Source organism: Vibrio hepatarius, assembly GCF_043642085.1.
GTDB lineage: Bacteria > Pseudomonadota > Gammaproteobacteria > Enterobacterales > Vibrionaceae > Vibrio > Vibrio hepatarius_C.
Genome location: NZ_JBHZSA010000002.1, coordinates 217276 through 238005, shown reverse-complemented (window position 1 = coordinate 238005; position 20730 = coordinate 217276). Strand labels below are relative to the sequence as shown.

General features: G+C 46.6%; 17 protein-coding genes and 2 tRNA genes. 3 read left to right on the top strand and 16 right to left on the bottom strand.

Features of this window, described 5'->3' with window-relative positions; genetic code table 11:
• Positions 1-35: 35 nt before the first annotated feature.
• From ACHUFZ_RS04245 to ACHUFZ_RS04235, 3 genes are all read right to left on the bottom strand, one after another.
• The gene (locus tag ACHUFZ_RS04245; RefSeq protein WP_394126033.1) at positions 36-3080 is read right to left on the bottom strand and encodes an AAA family ATPase; all 3045 of its coding nucleotides are present in this window, start codon (positions 3078-3080) and stop codon (positions 36-38) included.
• A gap of 8 nt (positions 3081-3088) precedes the next feature.
• On the bottom strand, positions 3089-4219 hold the full coding sequence (locus ACHUFZ_RS04240) for an exonuclease SbcCD subunit D (RefSeq protein ID WP_394126032.1): 1131 nt from the start codon (positions 4217-4219) through the stop codon (positions 3089-3091).
• A 121-nt stretch (positions 4220-4340) separates the two neighbouring features.
• Entirely contained in the window at positions 4341-5423 is a 1083-nt protein-coding gene (locus ACHUFZ_RS04235; RefSeq protein ID WP_394126031.1) for a ketoacyl-ACP synthase III, read from the bottom strand.
• Between the two features lie 104 nt (positions 5424-5527).
• On the opposite strand from ACHUFZ_RS04235, the gene trxC reads away from it, so the two are divergent.
• Together trxC and ACHUFZ_RS04225 are read left to right on the top strand one after the other, a co-directional pair.
• Entirely contained in the window at positions 5528-5962 is a 435-nt protein-coding gene (gene trxC, locus ACHUFZ_RS04230) for a thioredoxin TrxC (RefSeq protein WP_394126030.1), read from the top strand.
• Between the two features lie 198 nt (positions 5963-6160).
• Positions 6161-7321 carry an MFS transporter gene (locus tag ACHUFZ_RS04225; RefSeq protein ID WP_394126029.1) on the top strand — a complete coding sequence of 387 codons (1161 nt, stop codon included), beginning with the start codon at positions 6161-6163 and terminating at the stop codon, positions 7319-7321.
• A 63-nt stretch (positions 7322-7384) separates the two neighbouring features.
• Here the strand turns inward: ACHUFZ_RS04225 and ACHUFZ_RS04220 are convergent, their stop codons facing one another.
• Complete coding sequence (locus ACHUFZ_RS04220) at positions 7385-7777, bottom strand: nitrous oxide-stimulated promoter family protein (RefSeq protein ID WP_394126028.1); 393 nt, start codon at positions 7775-7777, stop codon at positions 7385-7387.
• On the bottom strand, positions 7770-8288 hold the full coding sequence (locus tag ACHUFZ_RS04215; RefSeq protein WP_394126027.1) for a GNAT family N-acetyltransferase: 519 nt from the start codon (positions 8286-8288) through the stop codon (positions 7770-7772). The genes ACHUFZ_RS04220 and ACHUFZ_RS04215 overlap by 8 nt, the downstream gene beginning before the upstream one ends.
• Before the next feature lie 95 nt (positions 8289-8383).
• Between ACHUFZ_RS04215 and ACHUFZ_RS04210 the strand changes: the two genes are divergently transcribed.
• Positions 8384-8821, top strand: a complete 438-nt coding sequence (locus ACHUFZ_RS04210; RefSeq protein ID WP_394126026.1) for a DUF4174 domain-containing protein — start codon at positions 8384-8386, stop codon at positions 8819-8821.
• Between the two features lie 17 nt (positions 8822-8838).
• Here ACHUFZ_RS04210 and ACHUFZ_RS04205 read toward each other — a convergent pair.
• From ACHUFZ_RS04205 to ACHUFZ_RS04155, 11 genes are all read right to left on the bottom strand, one after another.
• Positions 8839-8912, bottom strand: a tRNA-Cys gene (locus ACHUFZ_RS04205).
• A 39-nt stretch (positions 8913-8951) separates the two neighbouring features.
• A tRNA-Leu gene (locus tag ACHUFZ_RS04200) sits at positions 8952-9038 on the bottom strand.
• 168 nt (positions 9039-9206) lie between these two features.
• Positions 9207-9542, bottom strand: a complete 336-nt coding sequence (gene nirD / locus ACHUFZ_RS04195; RefSeq protein ID WP_394126025.1) for a nitrite reductase small subunit NirD — start codon at positions 9540-9542, stop codon at positions 9207-9209.
• Positions 9542-12025, bottom strand: coding sequence for a nitrite reductase large subunit NirB (nirB, locus tag ACHUFZ_RS04190; protein ID WP_394126024.1), 2484 nt, complete (start codon positions 12023-12025; stop codon positions 9542-9544). The genes nirD and nirB overlap by 1 nt, the downstream gene beginning before the upstream one ends.
• Before the next feature lie 11 nt (positions 12026-12036).
• Positions 12037-12894, bottom strand: a complete 858-nt coding sequence (locus ACHUFZ_RS04185) for an ABC transporter ATP-binding protein (protein WP_394126023.1) — start codon at positions 12892-12894, stop codon at positions 12037-12039.
• Between the two features lie 10 nt (positions 12895-12904).
• Entirely contained in the window at positions 12905-13873 is a 969-nt protein-coding gene (locus tag ACHUFZ_RS04180) for an ABC transporter permease (protein WP_394126022.1), read from the bottom strand.
• A gap of 54 nt (positions 13874-13927) precedes the next feature.
• A complete protein-coding gene (locus ACHUFZ_RS04175) occupies positions 13928-15301 on the bottom strand; it encodes a CmpA/NrtA family ABC transporter substrate-binding protein (protein ID WP_394126021.1) in 1374 nt (457 codons plus the stop codon).
• Between the two features lie 263 nt (positions 15302-15564).
• Entirely contained in the window at positions 15565-16146 is a 582-nt protein-coding gene (locus ACHUFZ_RS04170) for an ANTAR domain-containing response regulator (protein WP_394126020.1), read from the bottom strand.
• Between the two features lie 97 nt (positions 16147-16243).
• Positions 16244-17191: a glycosyl transferase family protein gene (locus ACHUFZ_RS04165; protein WP_394126019.1), complete on the bottom strand. Its 948-nt coding sequence runs from the start codon at positions 17189-17191 to the stop codon at positions 16244-16246.
• Complete coding sequence (gene cobA, locus ACHUFZ_RS04160) at positions 17188-18069, bottom strand: uroporphyrinogen-III C-methyltransferase (protein ID WP_394126018.1); 882 nt, start codon at positions 18067-18069, stop codon at positions 17188-17190. Before cobA ends, ACHUFZ_RS04165 begins: the two co-directional genes overlap by 4 nt.
• 10 nt (positions 18070-18079) lie before the next feature.
• Positions 18080-20695: a nitrate reductase gene (locus ACHUFZ_RS04155; RefSeq protein WP_394126017.1), complete on the bottom strand. Its 2616-nt coding sequence runs from the start codon at positions 20693-20695 to the stop codon at positions 18080-18082.
• Between the last annotated feature and the right edge of the window lie 35 nt (positions 20696-20730).

The window sequence follows — 20730 nt, the reverse complement described above, 5'->3', positions numbered from 1 at the left end:
TCAATGCATTATTTTAATTCTAGCCACTAATCTAATTAGTGAATACCCGCTAGGTGGATTGTACTTCCCACTCTAGATGATTCCACGTCCAACCGGAGTGGCATTTGTTCTTTAAGCTCCGAGATATGCGAGATAACCCCTATTGTACGGCCACTTTGTTGCAGATCTATCAAGATTTGCATCGCAAGGTCTAACGATTCAGGGTCTAAGCTACCAAAACCTTCGTCAATAAATAATGTATCGAGCCTAATGCCACCGCTGTATGACTGAACAACATCAGACAGACCTAGTGCCAAAGCCAAAGCGGCCATGAAAGACTCCCCGCCAGATAGGGTCGCGACATCACGAGCTTTACCTGTATAGCCATCTTCAACCGACAGATCTAAGCCTCGCCCAGCCGCCCCCTTAAACCCTTCGGTCTTACGCACAAGTTGATATCGGCCACGGCTCATAATACTCAGTCGTTGCGAAGCTTGAATCAATACGTCATCAAGCAAAACGCCAAGTACAAAACGGTGTAAGCTCACTCGGCTACCTGTTTTGCCACTCGCGACATCGTAAAGAGTGCCATAAACTTTATATTCTGCTTCTAGCTTGCGATTTTTCTCATGCAACTGAGCAATATCTTGCGCGACTTTTTCTAAACGATGCAATGTCGACTGAGCGGTATCCAATACAGTTCTAGCTTGTTGATATTCCACCTCTCGTTGCTGTACTGACAACTGTTCCTGTTCTAAATTCGGTTGCTGCATGCCGGCCAGCACTTGCTCTAGATCGCTTATCGTCTGCTCTAATTGGACGCTGGTACGGTTATATTGAGTTATCTCGTTTTGCCATGCTTCTAATTCAGAAGATGTCGAACGAGATGCCAAAAACTGTTGCTCTGAAGCAATAGCAGTCGCTTGCAGCGCGCTGTGCCATACCTGCTCATTAAGCTCGCGTTGCTTTACCGTTTGGTCAAGTAATTCACGGTGGGTGACCATTTGCGATTCTAGGTTTGACTGTCTCATCGCCGCTTGTTGAGCCTGAGTCTGCGCCGCTTCTAACGCCTGCTTAAGCTGTGACATTATTTGCTGCGTCTGTACTCGTTTTGCTTCAACTTCCTCAACCGAGTTGAACTCTCCATTGATCGCAATCGAGATCTTTTCTAGTTGCTCGATACTAAGCTTTAAAGCGGTATCATTAGCAGACATTTCTTCTTTAAGCTGATTGATTTTAGCTTCACCATCAGTGCAGCGTTGGTTGAGTTCAGCAACCGCCTGCTCCATTTTGATTAAGTCAATCGCGGAGAGATGTTGTAAACGAAGTTGATGCTGATTAAGTTGCTGCTCTACATCGGCAATGTTAAGCGTTGCTTTGTCGCCTAACTCAGCGTCTGCAGCCAGAACCATGGCTCTCTTTTGCTCACATAGCGACAGGTGCTGTTCAAGCGCACTGCTTGCCTGATTAAATTGTTCAAGTGCAGCTCGCTCAATCTGGCGAGCACTTTCTACCTGTTGCTTTGAAACTTCATTGCCAGCAAAACTTGCTGGTGATGGGTGCGTGCAGCTACCACAAACCGGACAAGGCTGATCTTGTTCAAGCTTCTGAGCTAAAACCGCGGCTTGTGCATTATGCCAATGGAGCTCAGTTTGGTCGGCAAATTTCTGTTTAGTGACTAACTCGGCTTGCAAGGTTTGCTTTGTTGTCTGCTTCGTTTCAGTTTGTTTATCTATACTGGCTTGTTCGCCCTTAATTTGTGCAAGTTTACGTAGATCAGAGGCCAAACGCTGATTATTAGCAATCTCCGCTTCTAGCGTCACCTTCTCTGTCACATCCTTACGTGCTTGCTCAAGGTCCTGACTGCCTTTTAGAGCGTCACTTGCAAGCTTATCTTTGAAAGCGATGTACTTATCTAACGTTTGTTGCTGCTCGATTTTTTTTTGCTGTAAGGCATTAACATTCGATTGCTGTTGAGCGCGTTCCACCAGCTTCTGCTGAGTTTGGTCTAGCTTGAATAGTTGCTCATTCAAAGCAGGGAGCTGTTCGGCTTCTGAGGAAGCTTTTTGATGCTGAGCCTCACTCTGCTTTAGCATCACTTGCGCTTGCTCTTGTTCCGAGTTTAGCGTAACAAGCTTTTGTTCAAATTCCGTGACTTGCTTTAAACTCGCTTGCCACTGCGAATATGGCGCTTCTAATTTGCTTGCTTGTGTGGCGCGCTCTAATGCTAGGTTACGCTCAGCGATAACAGCTTGCTGCTCTAAGTGAGCTTTTAAAGCCGCTTTACCCTGCTCTAGTTTCACAAACTGACCGTTAAGTGTCGTCACTTGCTGTAGTTTGGCTTTCGATTGGCTGAGCGCTTCTAAACTGGTTTGCTCAGCCATTTTAGCGTGAGCTGCCTGTTCATTTGCTTGGGTAAGCTTGTCGCTTAGATCTTGCTCGGTACTCACCTCGCCCACTTGCAGCGCACCGCGGATTTGGTTGTCGAACTCGTCCTTCGATTTACTGATTGAGAGCGCACGATCCTTTAAAGCAAATTCAATTTTTTTATAGATGTCAGTTTGAAACAGCTGACCAAATATCGCTTCTCTGTCTTTCGAACTGGCAAGCAGTAGCTCGCGGAATTTGCCTTGAGGCAATACCATCACCTGACGGAACTGACTTTCGTTCAGCCCTAATAGCGCCGTTACCTCTGTTTTGACTTGTGCTGTTTTACTAGTAATCAAACGCTCTTCATCAGTGATCTCATATAATGAAGCCGCGTGTTTCTTTGTCGTTGTTCCTTCACCGCGTGCTTTCGGTGCTTCTTGCTCAGGGGCGCGCGTCACACGGTAATGTTTATCGTGCAGCGCAAACTCAAAAATGATTTCAGTCGGTAAGTTAGCAGCAGACTGGTCGCAGCGCATTTGTATGCCTTGGCGTTCATTACCCGTGGTTTCACCGTATAACGCAAAGCAAATCGCATCTAAGATCGACGTTTTACCGGAACCTGTTGGACCATTAATTAAGAAAAGAGGGTTAGTACCAAGCTGGGTAAAATCCACCTGCTCGGTTTTCGCAAAAGGACCAAATGCTTGCAGCGTGAGTTTTAGTGGTTTCATTGCTGTTCCTATTGCTGACTGAGTTGCTTGATAATGTCGGTGATTGCTTTGTCTTGTTCCTCACTCAACTTAGAGTCTTGCGCCTCTAGGAAGAAGTCTCGGAACATATCTGCTTCACTGCGTGCTAACTTAGCCACCGCCATTTCTTGTTCTGTGCCAATCAACATGCCCGGTTTTTCGAGATGCAAAACGTTAGGATAGACTGCTCTCAACTTATCCATAGGGTTTAGGATGGCGTGTTTGTCCATTAAACGTACCAACAGGTAGTCTTCACTATTCGGATCGGTTTTCCCTTGCGATAAGATGTCGTCGAGTTCACCTTCAATAATACGCATCTGATGAGGTGCCTTTAGGTCAATATGGGTGGCAGACTTAAAACCATTTTCATCCAACTCGACCAGCGTCATGCCTTTCTTCTGATGTTGTTCTGAAAAGCTGTATTTCATCAAAGAGCCCGAGTAGCGAATATGCTCCTCGCCTTTTTTTTGCGGCTGGTGCAAGTGCCCAAGTGCCACGTAATCGAAGTCGACAAAATGTTCGTGACTGACACGATCTGAACCACCAATAGACAATGGACGTTCCGATTCTGATTCGATTGCGCCATCAACAAAACAGTGACTAATCAACACATTCTTAGTGCCATCCACAAAGCTCTTTTTGATCTCTTCACATAAATGCTGATGAGCTTCGTCATGAGTTGAGACTGGCTGTTTGAAATGGTGACGGACTAGCTCAGGATCGTTATATGGCATGCCATAGAAAGCAACTGGACCTACATCACTGTCGATGACGATCGATGTCACCATATCTCTGAAATTGGAGATGATATGTAGGCCTGATTCTTTCATCTGCTTGGAGGCAAAACCTAGTCGCTCAGCCCCATCGTGGTTACCTGGGATCAAAATGATTGGAAGTTTGAGCTCACCACACACATGTTCAACAAAATGATTCATTAACTCAATCGCGGCTGTCGGAGGCACAGAGCGATCATAGATATCACCGGCGATGACCAAGGCATCAACCGGATGCTGCTGCAAATAGTCGGTTATCTGCTGCAATACAGCTTTTTGATCATCAAGTAGAGAAACATTGTGAAATTGGCGACCTAAGTGCCAATCAGATGTGTGAAGAAATTTCATGCTAGCCCAGCGGAGTTCTTATCGTTAGGCCAATATAATAATCTCAAAGGTAGGTGATAGATATAAAAAGTCGCACTTAAAGTGCGACTTAAATTGTTAATCTTTTCAATACGTGACGTGGTTATGCGCCTTTCTTGCAATGCTCAATTGCATTGGCAAGTAATTCCAGTGCAGAGCTCTCACACTCAGGTAGAACGGCATCACTTTGACCAACTGGCGTGACTCGTTCACCCCACTTGATATGGCCAGCGCCCCATGTGAGGCCAGCACCGAACGCAGCAAGTAGCAGATGGTCACCCGACTTAACCTTACCTTGCTCAAGTGCTTCACACAGTGCGATAGGCACTGTTGCGGCAGAGGTATTACCGTAGTTGTGAATATTCACGAACGCTTTATCTTGGCTAATGCCTGATAAATCACACAGAGTTTGGATGATACGAATATTCGCTTGGTGAGGGATTACCACATCAACGTCATCCGTAGAAAGTTCACTACGAGCAAGGACGCTTTGAGCAGCCGCGCCCATACCTTTCACGGCACGCTTAAAGATTTCTTTACCAACAAAGTTGAAATCCCAATGGCCATTGTCGGCAGCAAAGCGATCCATTGACGTACCAAATTTTGGTACTGCTAGAATATCACGCCCCGCCGAGTCACAGCCTAGCTGAGCTTCTTGTAAACCAACTTGTTGCTCTGTACGGCTAAGAACAGCAGCACCAGCGCCATCACCGAACAACACAGCTGTATCACGTTTAGTCCAGTCGATGAAGAACGACAGGCGCTCTGCACCAATGACGATGGCATTGCGGTAATTGCCCGACTGTATTAGTCGAGTCGCGGTTTCTAATCCGTACAAGAATCCCGTGCATGCTGCATTAAGATCAAAAGCGGCTGCCGCTTTGATACCTAGGTTCTGCGAGACTTTCGATGCCGTATTCGGAATCAGTGAGCCTGGCGAACAAGTCGCGACAATAATTAAATCAACTTCTTCAGCCGTAATACCTGCACATGCTAATGCGTGCTTTGCTGCTACCGTCGCCATGTCAGAGGTATTTACGTGACTAATACGGCGGTTTTCTATACCTGTACGAGTGCGGATCCACTCGTCAGAGGTATCTAAAAAGGTGCTTAGGTCTTCATTGGAGAGCGTCGCTGGAGGTAGGCACTTGCCCCAGCCAGTAATTTCCGCATAGAAATTTTTCATTTTGAGCCTTTGAATTAGTTATTTGTATCACTCGTTCGTTTCAGAGTATAACTATCTCCGGCAATCACTGTCACCTAATTGAAAAAAACAACGAGAGAAAAGTCATGTCTACCTTTAACACTCGATGCCCATATTGCTCTGGCGTCAACCGTGTTCCAACAGAACGTATTTCAGAAAGCCCGAATTGTGGAAAATGTCAGTCCTCGCTGTTAGACGGTGCACCTATCGAAGGGACTGAAAGTAACTTTGATGCAATTCTAAATAGTCCAGTGCCTGTCGTGGTGGATTTTTGGGCAACTTGGTGTAACCCATGTGTTGGTTTTGCGCCAGTCTTCTCTGACGTTGCCGCTGAGAGAGCAAAAAACGTTCGCTTTGTAAAAATAGATACCGAAGCTCAGCAAAATCTTGCCGCCAAATACCAAATTAGAAGCATTCCAACTGTCATGGTTTTCAAAAATGGTAAAAGAGTTGATGTTATCAATGGAGCCCTGCCAAAAGGGCAATTCGATCAATGGCTTAATCAAGCGTTATTGAAATAACCTTCTTAGTAAAATCATCCAATAATTGCGGCAATTACCGATGTTTTTGCTGCAATTCACCTGCTATTTCTCATCCCTCATCTTCATAAATAATTTTTGTCGTCATAAGAAAAACTTTTCGTTTTACCCGAAACTCATTTAGCCCCATAGTCGCGCCCGAAATTGCTTACCATTTATTCACTTTAAGAGGCCACGACATTGGAAAATACCCTTGCACCAACACCGAAAGCTCGCATTTCTGTACCTGTAATTGCGCTAGCTCTATATGCGGTCGCATCGGGGTATTTAATGAGTCTGATTCCTTTAATGCTTGGCGAATACGGCCTAGATAATTCTCTTGCAAGCTGGCTTGCGAGCGTGTTTTACGCAGGTCTTCTTATCGGTGCGGTGGGCGTAGAGCCAATTGTGAAGAAAGTAGGACACCGTAATGCGTTCGTTTGGTGTTTAGTAACGTTCATGGCAACCATCATGATTTTGCCTCTAGCGCCTTACTCAGCACTCTGGATTATCGCGCGCTTAGTAGCGGGTATGGCAGTCGCTGGCGTATTTGTTATCGTTGAATCTTGGTTGCTTCATGGTGACGAGTCCGCACGAGCAAAGCGCTTAGGTCTTTACATGGGCGCACTGTATGGCGGTAGCGCACTAGGACAGCTAGGGATTGGCGTAATCGGCATTTCTGGTGGCGTTCCTTTTATCACCATCATTACCTTGTTGATTTTAGCTGTCGTGGTTCTACTGTTTGGCGAAAGTGATCAACCAGAAAGCGAACACAGTGAATCTTTATCACTAAAACAGATCAGTAAACTGAATCACGCTGCGATCATCGGCTGTATTGTTTCAGGTTTAACCTTAGGCGCTATCTACGGGTTAATGCCAGTCGAACTGTTCGCTCGTGGTATTGCTCACAGTGATATTGGCGGCCTAATGGCAGTGGTTATTCTCGGCGGTATGGCGGTGCAGCCTGTCGTTCCTTGGCTATCTAAATACTTAGGTCGCACACTGCTGATGGCACTGTTTTGCCTTCTTGGCGTAGCTGCAATTACATTTACGACATTAGTCACTGGCATCCAAGCACTTGCGGCTGGACTGTTCTTCTTGGGCGTTGCAACATTTGCGCTTTACCCTGTTGCAATCAACCTTGGTTGCGACAAGTTGGATGCAAGCTACATTGTTTCTGCGACTCAGGTTATGCTGTTTAGCTACAGTATCGGTTCTGTGGCCGGTCCTGTTGTGGCGGACAGTTTTATGTCAGGCGCACAAGGTTTGATGGGCTACTTGTTTGCGGCTCTACTGGCGACTTGCATCTACATGTTGATCGCAAGCATTAAGACCAAGCGACAAGCTATCGCTGGAGAATAATCAAATAGAAAGAGGCACCTAGCGTGCCTCTTTCTATATTCGCACTATGCTACTTCTAGCACCCTACTTAGCTTTCTTTCTTACATGTCGGTTGGACGCATTCGGCTTAGGCTTATCTGGTACAGGTTTCTTTTCATGTAACAGGTGGCGAATGGCGAGGATCGGATGAGGCAATAGCATTCTCGGGCCTGAGAAACGCATCACTTGGCGCATCTGTTCTTTCTGCTCGGGTTTGTAGCAGTGAATTGGACATTGATTACAGGTCGGCTTCTCTTGTCCATAAGGGCACCGGTCTAAGCGAGTCTCCGCATAATCCAACAGTGCTTTACATTCTTGGCACAAGCCCTGTCTTGTTCCACGATGTGCATGGCAGTATATCGCGACCATCGCGCTGACGGTTTTAAACTCAGTGCGTAACTTCCCTTGGAGAATGTCCGATACGATTACTTCACTCACTATGCAGGCTCATTTGATATAACAGTAAATCCACTCTATCACTTATTGCGTCTTGAACTTTGACATAGGTAAAGCCGAGTTTAGTTAACAGCGCTTGGCTCGCCCCATTGTCAGATGTTGTGATGGCTACCAGTTCAGTGATTTTGGGCTGTTGGCGGGCATAATCTAGGACGGCTTGTCCCGCCTCATATCCATAACCTTGCCCATAAGCGGCAGGTTTAAAACCGTAACCGATGTCGTAAGCCGTAAGCTCTGGACGCTTTATCAAGCCACACACACCGAGCTTTTCTTTAGTGTCGCTACGCTCCACCAGCAAAAGACAAACACCGTGCTCTTCATGCATAGCAAGAATATTGTTTTGAATGTACAACTGAGCATCATCTACCGTTTTGATGCCTTTATCACCAACAAAGCGGAGGAAGTCTTCATTGTTGTAAAGTTCGAGGATAAATTCGGCATCCTGTTGCTCCACCAACCTTAACGTTATTCGCTCACTAGACAATCTGCGCATTCACCATTTCCATCTCTTTATTCGGTTATTTGAGCTTAACATCTACACTTAACGTAGAACACATTATGATGCTCCTTAACGAAGAGAGGAAAGCTATGCGTTCAGCTTTCGTATTCACTATTGCTTTGCTATACAGCGTAACGGCATGGACATACCCGGCTTACTCATCACATTGGCAACACCGAAGTGTCATCTATTTCGCACCAACCAAGGATGATCACGTCAAACAATTTCTGCTCGAAACATTGATTAATGACTGTGAGCTTCAAGAACGCGATTTAGTCACTTTAGTGGTGACAGAAGATGGTTTTACCGATCCAGTCTGGGTCAAGTATGAGTTTAATTTGGGCGCACTGTTTGATGTTTACAAGGTAAAACCCGGAAGTCATACCGCGGTACTGATTGGTAAAGATGGAACAGAAAAACTACGTTGGGGAAAACAAACGAATTGGGAATTAATTAAACACACGATAGACATTATGCCTGTGCGACAATATGAGATGGCGACTCAAGGTAGTCCGTGTTCTGCTTAACGTTTTGATATATAGAATGGAGGCGCCTCCCGGAATCGAACCGAGGTCCACGGATTTGCAATCCGCTGCATAGCCACTCTGCCAAGGCGCCTTAATTTTGTTGCTTCTTTGTTTCTTGCATATTGAGGGATGGTGCCCCGGGCCGGACTTGAACCGGCACAGCGCGAACGCCGAGGGATTTTAAATCCCTTGTGTCTACCAATTCCACCACCAGGGCAACGCATAAAGCGATGGTACACCATCATTCTCGCCACAAGAGCTACGAGAACGAGGTGTACTCTAACGGATAATAATCTAGGGTCAACCAATTAATTTCGTTTTCGGTTCAATTGGTTAAAAAGCCAACCTATATGTTTAACATCTAAGCTATACGCTCTGTTTCTAATCACTCCGCGAGTGTGAGAATCACGTGACCGTCTTCAACATTGACAGGATAAACACGCAGCTTCACTTCATCATTTTCAATACACTGGCCCGACTTAAGACAGAAATGCTGTTTATAGAGTGGAGATGCCACACATAACTGCCCTTTTACATCACCGACAATACCGCGGCTGATAACGAACGCTTGGCCTATGGGATCCCAGTTTTGCACTGCAAAAACACCGGCAGACGGAATATAGAACAGTGCCACCTGCTCACCATCCACCATTGCACTGCAACCTTGATAAGGCGTTAACTCGTCTAACGGACAAATCCTTTCTTGTATGAGTGTATCCATTACAACTCCTCCTTAACTGGAATACGCTGGCCACGAATACGTTGATAAGGTAACGCTTGGCTCCCACTATCAACGTTAATGAAAGGTTTAAATCGAGCAAGCTTCTCTGGCTTATCAAGAGTACTTTTCCATTCGCACTGATAGGTATCCACCACGTGTTGCATTTGCTCTTCTAGCGACAGAGCAATACTTAACGAATCCTCGATGACCACTTGTTTTAAGTAATCGAGGCCGCCATCAAGTTTCTCCATCCATACAGACGTTCTTTGTAGTCGATCAGCAGTACGTACGTAGAACATCAATACGCGGTCAATCAGAGCGATCAGCTCAGGCTTAGAGAGGTCTGAAGCGATCAAATCAGCATGTCTTGGCTTCATCCCACCATTACCGCACACGTAGAGGTTCCAGCCATTTTCAGTGGCAATTACACCAATATCTTTACTCTGCGCTTCAGCACACTCACGAGTACACCCAGATACGGCAAATTTGATTTTGTGCGGTGCGCGTAACCCTTTATAACGATTCTCAAGTTCAATCGCTAAGCCAACCGAGTCATCAACGCCATAACGACACCAGGTTGAGCCGACGCAGGACTTAACGGTTCGAAGTGATTTTCCGTATGCATGGCCCGTTTCAAAGCCCGCCTCAATCAGTGCTTGCCATATTTCAGGTAACTGTTCGACTTGAGCACCAAACAAATCCACGCGCTGTCCGCCCGTGATCTTGGTGTAAAGATCATACTGCTTAGCCACCTGACCTAACGCGATCAGTTTATCTGGCGTTATTTCACCACCAGCGACACGTGGGACGACCGAATACGAGCCATCTTTTTGTAGGTTGGCCATAAAGGCGTCGTTGGAATCCTGCAGGGTGCTGTGTTGGGGTTCCATAATATGTTCATTCCACAATGACGCGAAAACCGAGGCTGCCGTCGGCTTGCAAATATCGCAGCCATACCCTTTACCATGCTTGCTAATCAAAGTGTCGAAGTCTTTAATTTCTTCTACCTGACAGATATGGAACAGCTCCTGTCGCGATACTTCAAAGTGCTCACAGATATGATTATTGACCTCAACGCCCATCGCCATCAGCTCGGTATCCAAGACAGTTTTGACCATATTACTACAGCCCCCGCATCCAGTACCTGCTTTGGTTTGCTCTTTAAGAACATCGAGCTCATGCGCACCGGCTTGAATCGCACTGACTAAGTCGCCTTTAGTGACGTTATGGCACGAGCAGATGATCGCGTTATCACTCATTTCACCTTGCAGCATACCCATATCAAACAGCAGGTTTGCAGCATGATCAGGCAAAGGAGTCTGGTTGAGATAGCACTGCAACAGTGCATCATAATCTGAGTTATCGCCGACTAAGATGGCGCCTAGTAACTGGCTGCCCGACTTATCGACAACCAATTTTTTGTAGATGCCAGCAACCGCGTCTTGCAAGATCATCTCTTGAGCGCCTTCTGTCGTCTTATGCGCATCGCCGATAGACGCAACATCTACTCCGAGCAACTTAAGTTTGGTGCTCATATCCGCGCCGGTAAAACCTGCATTAGCTCTGCCCAGTAGCGAGTCCGCCACCACACGCGCCATGGTGTAACCCGGTGCCACTAGACCAAAGATTTTCTCTTGCCATAGGGCGCACTCGCCAATCGCATAAATTGCGTCGTCACTGGTTTTACACTGATCATCAATAACAATGCCACCACGCTCACCTATATTTAGACCAGCTTGGCTTGCAAGGGCATCTTGCGGGCGGATCCCGGCAGAAAATACAATCACATCCACTTCGAGTGGATCGGCATCTTTAAATACCATGCGATGATTGGCTTTCTCTCCATCGCAAATTCTTTCTGTTGCGGTTGAGGTATGAACCGTCAAACCAAGGGCTTGGATTTGTTCTTTCAGTACATTACCTGCGCCATCATCAAGCTGAACTGGCATTAAGCGAGGGGCAAACTCGACTACGTGCGTTTCCACACCAAGCAGCTTCAAAGCATTCGCCGCTTCCAAACCAAGTAAGCCGCCGCCGATGACCGCGCCCGTTTTTGCTCCCTGACAAGCAGCTTTGATTTCAGCAAGATCATCTAACGTTCGGTAAACAAAGATGTTTTCGCGCTCATTGCCTTCAATTGGCGGCACAAACGGATATGACCCTGTTGCTAGCACCAGTTGGTCATAACTAAGCGAGCGACTCCCATCGAGTAGGACATTCTTACCCTCGCGATCGATATTCGTCACCTTGCTGCCAAGTAATAGATCAACACCATGCAGCTTGTACCACTCTTCACTACTGAGCATCAGGTCTTGATGGGATTTACCAGAAAAGAGCGCCGATAACTGGACTCGGTCATAAGCGATGAAACGCTCTTCACCAATAACGGTAATCTTCTTTTCTAAATGCGCGCCACACTCGACAAGCTGCGCTACCAAATGATGGCCAACCATACCATTACCGACAATTACGATATGTTCCATAATGATTCTCCTTAGGCCGTTTTAGCCGGTACATCAAGCTCTTTCTGCTCGGTACTCTTGATTGGCATAGTAGGTTTGGACTGCTTCTCATACAGAAAACGCAGCACTGCTTGGCGATATTTTTGGTATTGCGGATCGTCTGCAAGAGCAACACGATCTCTTGGTCTTGGCAGGTCAATTGGCAGTACTTCACCTATGGTCGCGGCAGGCCCGTTAGTCATCATGACGATTTTGTCTGACAGCAACACAGCCTCATCGACGTCATGGGTAATCATGATGACAGTGTTATTGAGATCAGCCTGAATCTTCATTAACGAATCTTGTAGGTGCGCGCGTGTTAAAGCATCTAACGCCCCAAACGGCTCATCCATCAGCATCACCTTGGGCTTCAACGCTAAGGCTCGCGCAATACCGACGCGCTGCTTCATACCACCAGAGATTTCATCGGGCCTTTTGTCGGCAGAATGAGACATTTGAATGAGATGCAGGTAGTGCTCAACTTGCTCTTTAATCCACGCCTTGCTCTCTTGCTTACCAACGTATTTGTTCACCACTTGCTTCACCGCAAGCTCGACATTTTGGTAAACCGTCAGCCAAGGCAGTAATGAATGGTTTTGAAACACAACCGCGCGCTCTGGCCCTGGGCCACTCACTTCACGTCCATCAACAATCACGCCACCATCGGTCGGTAAATGAAGCCCTGCAACAAGGTTCAATACGGTCGATTTACCGCAACCTGAATGCCCGATTAGCGAAATGAACTCCCCTTTCTTGATTTGAAGGTTGACGTTTTTAAGGGCGATAAAGTCACCGCTGGGCGTCGGGAACTTCATTCCCAGCTGAGTTAAATCTAATAATGCTTTAGACATAAGAAACTCCTTATCTCAATGCCTGTTGTTTGTTCCAAGAGAGCCATTTCTGCAGCTGCAACATGCCTCGATCGAGCAGTAAGCCAATAAAACCAATGGTGATAACCGCAACCATAATTCGGCCTAACGAAGCGGAACTGCCATTTTGAAACTCATCCCAGACAAACTTCCCAAGGCCCGGGTTTTGCGCCAACATTTCAGCTGCAATCAGTACCATCCATGCAATACCGAGCGATAACCTCAGGCCAGTGAAAATCATTGGAATGGCAGACGGAAGAACAATCACACGTATATGCTGCCACCATGAGAGTTGCAATACTCGACTGACATTAACCAAATCCTTATCGACGCTGGTGACACCGACTGCAGTATTAATCAGCGTCGGCCATAGGCTACATAACGCCACTGTTAGCAGTGAGTTGACGAACGATTTGGCAAACATAGGGTCGTCGCTCACATAGGTAGCACTGACAACCATAGTGACAATAGGCAACCAAGCGAGCGGAGACACTGGTTTAAGTAACTGAATCACAGGGTTAAATGCCTGATAAGCACCTTGATTTAGGCCTAATACAATCCCAAGCGGAATAGCAATGGCCGTCGCCAGTAAGAAACCACACGCGACGGTCACCAAACTCGTCACGATTTGATCAAAAAACGTCGGCTTACCGGTATAAGGTCTGATTTTGACTTCAGCATTGGGATCTTTCGCCAATTTGGCTGCATTGCGCTTTTCTTGACGCTCGATAAAGGCGAGCTCTTTTTCTCCCTCCTGCCAATGCTCAACAACCAAGTTGCTAAACTGCTGATAGGTTTGGGCAGGACCCGGCAGCGTCCCCAATGATGTTTGAACCTGACGCGCACTTAAATGCCACATCATTAAGAACATCAGAATGCCAATGATTGGCAGTAAAACCGCTTTGCTCTTGTTTGCAACGAGCGCTTTATTGGGGATTAGAGATATCACATTGCTCGACATAGTTACTCCTGTACTTCCTTGTTAATCTCGATTACTTCTCGTCTAGGTTTAGGTCTAGACTTTCTCTTTCCCTTTCAAGCCAATAGCAAACTTCTCTATGTAGGCATTTGGCGTGCGGCCGTCATAAACAATGTCATCGATAAAGTGAGTTTGGGGAGCACGAAAACCATCTTCTTTAGAAAAATCGGGGAAGTCTTTTCCAGTTAAAGCGCCGTCTTCAACTAAGGCTTCGGCCGCTTGTTGGTATATGTCTGGACGATACACTTCCTTGGCAATATTCATGTACCAATCGTCTGATTTCTCTTCGGAGATTTGTCCCCAACGACGCATTTGAGTGAGGTACCAAATTGCGTCACTGTAGTATGGATACGTTGCGTTATGGCGGAAGAAGACATTGAAATCAGGTACTTCACGAACGTCGCCTTTTTCGTACTCGAATGTTCCTGTCATCGAGTTGGCAATCACTTCAAAGTCCGCCCCCACGTATTCACTCTTGGCCAATAATTTTGATGCTTCGACACGGTTAGCATTGTCATTTTCATCAAGCCAATGTGCAGCTCGAATCAAAGCTTTCACTACACGAATGTGGGTGTTGGGGTATTTTTCTGCCCATGCTTTGGACACGCCAAAGACTTTCTCTGGATTGTTTTTCCAGATTTCGTAGTCAGTGACCACTGGCGCACCAATACCTTTAAATACCGCTTGCTGGTTCCATGGTTCGCCGACGCAATAACCTTCAATGGTGCCAGCTTCCATGGTGGCTGGCATTTGCGGCGGCGGTGTCACACTCAGCAAAACATCAGCGTTGACCTGACCACTGTTATCTCCTGACTGAGGTGCGTAATACCCAGGGTGGATGCCCCCCGCTGCTAGCCAGTAACGCAGCTCATAGTTGTGAGTAGAAACTGGGAACACCATACCCATATTGAACGGCTTACCTTCATCTAGATAGCTTTCAACTACAGGCTTAAGCGCATCCGCTTTAATTGGTCGAACAGGTTTGCCATCAGGCTGAGTAGCGATATGCGGTTTCATCTGCTGCCACGTCTTATTCGATACTGTGATGGCATTACCATTCAGGTCCATACTGAATGCCGTGATCACCTCTGCTTGGGTACCAATACCAATCGTTGCGCCTAACGGTTGGCCAGATAACATATGTGCACCATCAAGCTCGCCGTCAATCACTCGGTCCAGCAACACTTTCCAATTGGCCTGAGCTTCTAGCGTCACATAAAGCCCTTCATCTTCGAAAAAGCCTTTTTCATACGCCACCGCCAGCGGTGCCATATCGGTAAGTTTGATAAAGCCAAATTTCAGATCTTCTAACTCTGGCTCTCCTAATTCAGCTAAAGCGCTCGGCATATAAACCGATGACGCAAGTGCTGCACCCAATAACGTTTGTTTGAAAACTGACGTCCATTTCATATTTTTTCTCCAAATAAAAAGGCGCTACGCCTCCTAAGAGTCGTAGCGCCTTTGCATCCTTTATAATTACCGCCGTTGATAATCAAAGGTAACGATTGAACAAATTGTTAACTAAGTTATTCCAAGTTGCGTGCCAACTTATTTAATACTTAATATTCAATAAGTTAAACTTAACCCACTTTCAACCATCTCAAGCTCTGCCTGCTATTAGTGCATTACGCACCAATGCGGATTTTTTTGCATAACCCCAAAGTGGTAGGCAGTTATCTAAGTGCTTCCAGCGTTTGAAGCAAATTACGCGCGACTTGCGCGAGAGTTTGGCTCGACTGCATTGCTGACTTTCTCATTGCGGCATACGCGGCTTCTTCATCGACTTGGTGCATTTTCATCAGTAGCCCCTTTGCCTTTTCTATTAACTTGCGTTCATCTAATCGCATCGACAGTCGCTCGATTTCACTCTGTAATACAGCGAATGATTGACGAGTGATATATGCTTGCTCCACCCAAGGTACAATTGGAAATTGCGAATCTGCAGGCAAGAGAGCGTAGTCCATCCTCTCTGGTAAGCGATTCATATCATTAGGGTTTAATCTTTTTAACACCACCAGCAAAGGATGATTTCTTTCGCGGCAAAGCTCGATGATAAGGCGTAATTCGGCGCTCGGTTGAAGCCAACCGATGACAACATAGGCTTGGGGCTGGACATCAAGAGTCGATTCCAGTTGGGTAAGGTGGCAGCTAGAAATATTGTCGAAATTGCGACTGAGCTCAGCAGTCAAACGTTGCTGCTCTTCGGTGCGGTCACTACAGACAACGATGGGCTTTCGGGAGAGTTTCTTATACATGTACATTCCTTGTTTTATCTCTCAATCTATAAGACTTAATTTATAGGAGACATAACAAGGAATGTGCCAAGTTAAGAAGGAGGCTATATGTTAGAGATTAACGACAGTAGTCGGCCCAAAGTGTATAAGCTTTTTCGAATGAACGTTCAAGATCATTCAACTCAGCAAACAGCGTCGCCGCCATTGTTGAAACAACCGTATTCGCCATCATATTGAGGTTTTCTTCTGGGGTATCAAACACGCATTTCTCTGGCAACGGGATATCTGTCAGCATACGTTCCGTCCAATAGTGTGACTCAACACCTCTTGGTGTACTTACCCACACTGTTTGGCTTACTTTTGGGTTGTATTCAGATTCGCCTGACTGACCTTTAAATGAAACCACCGCGTGACGGGTTAAACCCACTTCACTTTCAATGTCGGCATGAAGCTGTTGAAAGCCCGGATGAAAGCTACCGCGCAGACCAAGCTTAGCGCCGCCGGGATTTAACGCTCGAACAACGGTGTTGATTGGCGTACGCAGACCATAGCGATTTTTCCAACCAATCATAGTCTCAGCTTGAGGTGCAAAGTGTTTTAGTGGCAAGTAAACAATGCCCTTTTGCTCAAGAAGTTGCTGGGCATGTTCCGGTGAATTAGCCAGAGCTACATTGAGCTTACCCAAATAATCTTCTACATGTAAACGACCCGCTGGACGGTCATGATAACCATGTAACAGGACTTTATAACCACTGTCCGCTAGGAGCTTCGCCGCCAATAGGTGCCAAGGCTGGCCTGCATTTTGTCGTTTGCCCGCATAGCAAGGCCAATCAATATCCGCACCTAAATTCGGTACGCGAGATTGGAAAGCTTTAACGAAACCTGCGATCTCTTGTTTGGTTTCGTTTTGAACGCGAATAAGCATTAGCAACATCGCCATCTGATCGTCACCAACCTGACCATCAAGATATTCATCCATGACTTGATAAGCCTGCTCAAACGTCAGGGGTTTACGCCCACGCTCTCCACGACCTACCGTGCGAATACACTCCAAAATTGTGCTCATACTACCTCTTGAGAAATAACTGACTCTACGGTCTTTTCTAGTTCTTCTCGCAGTGTGACCACTTCGCCTAAGATAATCAATGCTGGGTTTACGCCTTTTAGTTCGTTCGCTTTTGAAGTAAGCGACTCTAGCGATGAAATATGAACCTTTTGCTGACGACTACAACCATGGGTAATGATGGCTAACGGGAAGTCTCCTCTAAGCCCGTGTTCTAGCAGACCTAGCTGTATCTCTTGCGCCTTATCTAATCCCATGTAAAACACTAGCGTCTGTCCGGCACCGACAAGCTGGGACCATGCAGGCAGTGCGCCAGTCACCACTTGGCCTGTCACAAATGTCACGCTCCTAGCCAATTCGCGGTGAGTAAGGGGGATCTTAGATGATGCCGCACAACCAATCGCCGCGGTGATACCGGGAATGACTTCAAACTCAATGCCATGCTTGGCAAGTAGCAGGCCTTCTTCTCCACCTCTACCGAAAATAAATGGGTCGCCGCCTTTGAGCCTCACCACCTGCTTACCTTGCTTGGCGAGCTCAACTAAGATCTGACTGATTTCCTCTTGCTTCAAGCTAGGTTTTCCGCAGCGCTTACCCACGTAGATGTGTTGACAGGAAGAACTCGAAAAACCGAGTATGTCTCGATTTACCAAACGGTCAAAGACGATCACGTCCGCTTGCTGTATCACTTTTAACGCTTTGACGGTTAGCAAGTCCGGGTCATTCGGCCCTGCGCCCACCAGATACACTTTGCCGTCATGGCTTGCCGACTTCTTGTCAGCATCTTTGATGTTACGATGATCAACATAGTAATGATCACTAAAGCCAGCACTGCGTAAACTTCGCCCAGAACCGTCTAACATCCGTGTCTCTCTTTTCATTGTCCTGCCCCTATTTGGTAATGATGAGGTTTTGGGTGTATGAGTCCACTAAGCGCTCGACCTGTGGTAAACAAGAACCGCAGTTGCTACCGCACTTCAATGTTTTAGTCAGCTGCGATACAGACTGGTATTCACTACTTTCTAGCGCCGCCGATATTTGTTTGTCCGTGACTCGAAAACAGCTACAAATCATCTCACTAGCATCGTATTCAGCAGCAAGAGAGAGTAGTGACGAAAAAGTTAATGCCTGGCCAATTAGCTTTGCTAACTGGCTTGTATCTGAAGTAATCGGTTGGGAAGAAACAAGCAGGATTGAACGGAGTATGTTAGTGCCATTTTCCTCGTCGTAACCCACTGATAGCCAACCTGAATCAATGTCTAACAGCACCCGCCTCTGCGAGTAGATATCCCCGATTTTAGCGACATCTTGTTTCGTAATAGGTTGCGTGTCTGCAAATCGCCACACCTCAGCACTTTCTTCAGACTGGAACGATTGGTAGATAAACTCGCGCTCATGAAACCTCTTACCGATATAAAGCCCATAAGCTTTCACACTCACTGGTAACAGCTCGACCTGCTGCGACTTAAATGCAGGCTGGCCTGACAACGGGTCTGAATCGCGGCTTAAGACAGCGTTTACCTGACTATCTCCCCCGTATTTACCTGCCCAGTGCATCGACATAAAGAGCTGATTTCGACTAAAGGCATCATCATGAACGGCTTTTGCTATTACTCGATGTGTCGTTGCAAGGTTACGCACCTCAACCAACTGATTGCTCTCTAAGCCTAATGCGAGAGCAGATTGCCTATTGACGTAAACTGTAGGCTCGCATTCAGACGCCGCAAGGTGTGGGATATGCCCTGTGCGCGTCATGGTATGCCATTGGTCACGCTGGCGGCCTGTGTTCAACCACCAAGAGGTATTCATCGACTTGTGGAGGCCATCAGGCACGATAAAACGCGCTTTGCGATCGGGGAAGCTAAACTGACCGTTGGCTAATGGCTGCTTCCCGCCCCATTGAGTAGGCTGCCACTCTTGATACTTATCATCACTAATATCAGCATATTGCGAAAGATCGAGTAATAAATTGGACTCTTTATTCAGTCCAGTCATCGCAGCATATTCACGAAATACTGCCGCTTCCGAGTCAAAATCAAATCCGTTTTTCATGCCAAGTAACGCGCACAGCTTCTCTCCCACTTGGCGAATGGCTTGCCAGTCGGCCTTGGCTTGTCCTCTCGGCTGCAAAAACTGCCTTTGACGCGTCAGCATTCGCTCTGAGTTAGTTACCATACCCTGTTTTTCACCCCAACCTGCGGCAGGTAACAGTACATCGGCATACTGAGCAATGTCGGACTCTTCGGTGATATCGGACACAATCACCAACGGACATTTTTCTAGCGCTTGACGAACAAAATGACTATCTGGCATCGACACGACTGGGTTGGTGGCCATAATCCAGATAACTTTGATATCGCCACGCTCAACCGCTTCAAACATCTCAACCGCTTTTAATCCCGGCTGAGTCGCAAGGCGAGTTGTTTGCCAAAACTGACTCACCAACTCAATGGATTCACAATCAAAACCTCGATGAACCGCTAGTTGGTTTGCAAGCCCTCCAACCTCACGGCCTCCCATCGCATTAGGCTGACCAGTGATAGAAAAAGGTCCTGCTCCTTGGTAACCAATCTTCCCTGTCGCTAAATGAGCATTGATGATGCTGTTGCCTTTATCAGCGCCACTTTGTGACTGATTAACGCCTTGGCAAAAGAGCGTCACAGTCTTGTTGGTAGTGGCGAACCAACGATAAAATTGACTAAGTAACTCTTGGTTGAGTTGTAGAGATTCACTCAGTGCTGCTAGGCAATACTCTGGTGACTTTATTGACTGAGCTAACTGTTCGAAACCTTGCGTATGTTGCGCGATGTAATCACAGCTTAGCGCTGCGTTATCCATGCAATAGCGCAGCAAACCGTTAAATAAAGCAATGTCACCGTCATTTGGAATAGCCAGATGCATATCCGCTTGCTGGGCAGTGACCGTCTCTCTTGGATCAATCACCACTATTTTAAGATTGGAGTTACGCTGTTTAGCCTGTTGAATACGACGGTAGAGTACCGGGTGAGTCCAAGCCGTATTGGCTCCACAAATAATAATTAGATCTGCATCATCAATGTCGGAATAATTGACTGGGACGATGTCTTCTCCAAATGCGCGATTATGAGCAACAACGGCCGATGACATACACAGGCGAGAATTTGTGTCGATATTGGCACTGCCCACCACACCTTTCATGAATTTATTCGCTAGGTAGTAGTCTTCCGTCAACAGCTGGCCAGAAACGTACATAGCGGTGGCGTCTGAACCGTGGTGTTCAATAGCCTCAAAATACGCGTTAGCAATCAGATCCGTCACAGCGTCCCAACTGGTCTCGTTACCATTTACTTTGGGATAAAGAAGTCGAGACGGCATATCTAGACTCTCAGCCAATGCCGAGCCTTTAACACACAGTGCCCCTTGGTTGGCAGGATGCGATTTGTCACCAGTGATACCCAGTTGATTGACTTCGACCCCACAGCCAACGCCACAATATGGACACGCTGTTTTCGTACATTCCTTTGTCATCACCGCTCCTTAAAACGAAAAAGCCTCTCCCAAAT

What these genes read in the sequence shown, in the direction of transcription:
- ACHUFZ_RS04245 (WP_394126033.1), bottom strand. Translation starts at nt 3,080, where the DNA reads ATGAAACCACTAAAACTCACGCTGCAAGCATTTGGTCCTTTTGCGAAA.
- ACHUFZ_RS04240 (WP_394126032.1), bottom strand. Translation starts at nt 4,219, where the DNA reads ATGAAATTTCTTCACACATCTGATTGGCACTTAGGTCGCCAATTTCAC.
- ACHUFZ_RS04235 (WP_394126031.1), bottom strand. Translation starts at nt 5,423, where the DNA reads ATGAAAAATTTCTATGCGGAAATTACTGGCTGGGGCAAGTGCCTACCT.
- trxC (WP_394126030.1), top strand. Translation starts at nt 5,528, where the DNA reads ATGTCTACCTTTAACACTCGATGCCCATATTGCTCTGGCGTCAACCGT.
- ACHUFZ_RS04215 (WP_394126027.1), bottom strand. Translation starts at nt 8,288, where the DNA reads ATGCGCAGATTGTCTAGTGAGCGAATAACGTTAAGGTTGGTGGAGCAA.
- ACHUFZ_RS04210 (WP_394126026.1), top strand. Translation starts at nt 8,384, where the DNA reads ATGCGTTCAGCTTTCGTATTCACTATTGCTTTGCTATACAGCGTAACG.
- nirD (WP_394126025.1), bottom strand. Translation starts at nt 9,542, where the DNA reads ATGGATACACTCATACAAGAAAGGATTTGTCCGTTAGACGAGTTAACG.
- nirB (WP_394126024.1), bottom strand. Translation starts at nt 12,025, where the DNA reads ATGGAACATATCGTAATTGTCGGTAATGGTATGGTTGGCCATCATTTG.
- ACHUFZ_RS04185 (WP_394126023.1), bottom strand. Translation starts at nt 12,894, where the DNA reads ATGTCTAAAGCATTATTAGATTTAACTCAGCTGGGAATGAAGTTCCCG.
- ACHUFZ_RS04180 (WP_394126022.1), bottom strand. Translation starts at nt 13,873, where the DNA reads ATGTCGAGCAATGTGATATCTCTAATCCCCAATAAAGCGCTCGTTGCA.
- ACHUFZ_RS04175 (WP_394126021.1), bottom strand. Translation starts at nt 15,301, where the DNA reads ATGAAATGGACGTCAGTTTTCAAACAAACGTTATTGGGTGCAGCACTT.
- ACHUFZ_RS04170 (WP_394126020.1), bottom strand. Translation starts at nt 16,146, where the DNA reads ATGTATAAGAAACTCTCCCGAAAGCCCATCGTTGTCTGTAGTGACCGC.
- ACHUFZ_RS04165 (WP_394126019.1), bottom strand. Translation starts at nt 17,191, where the DNA reads ATGAGCACAATTTTGGAGTGTATTCGCACGGTAGGTCGTGGAGAGCGT.
- cobA (WP_394126018.1), bottom strand. Translation starts at nt 18,069, where the DNA reads ATGAAAAGAGAGACACGGATGTTAGACGGTTCTGGGCGAAGTTTACGC.
- ACHUFZ_RS04155 (WP_394126017.1), bottom strand. Translation starts at nt 20,695, where the DNA reads ATGACAAAGGAATGTACGAAAACAGCGTGTCCATATTGTGGCGTTGGC.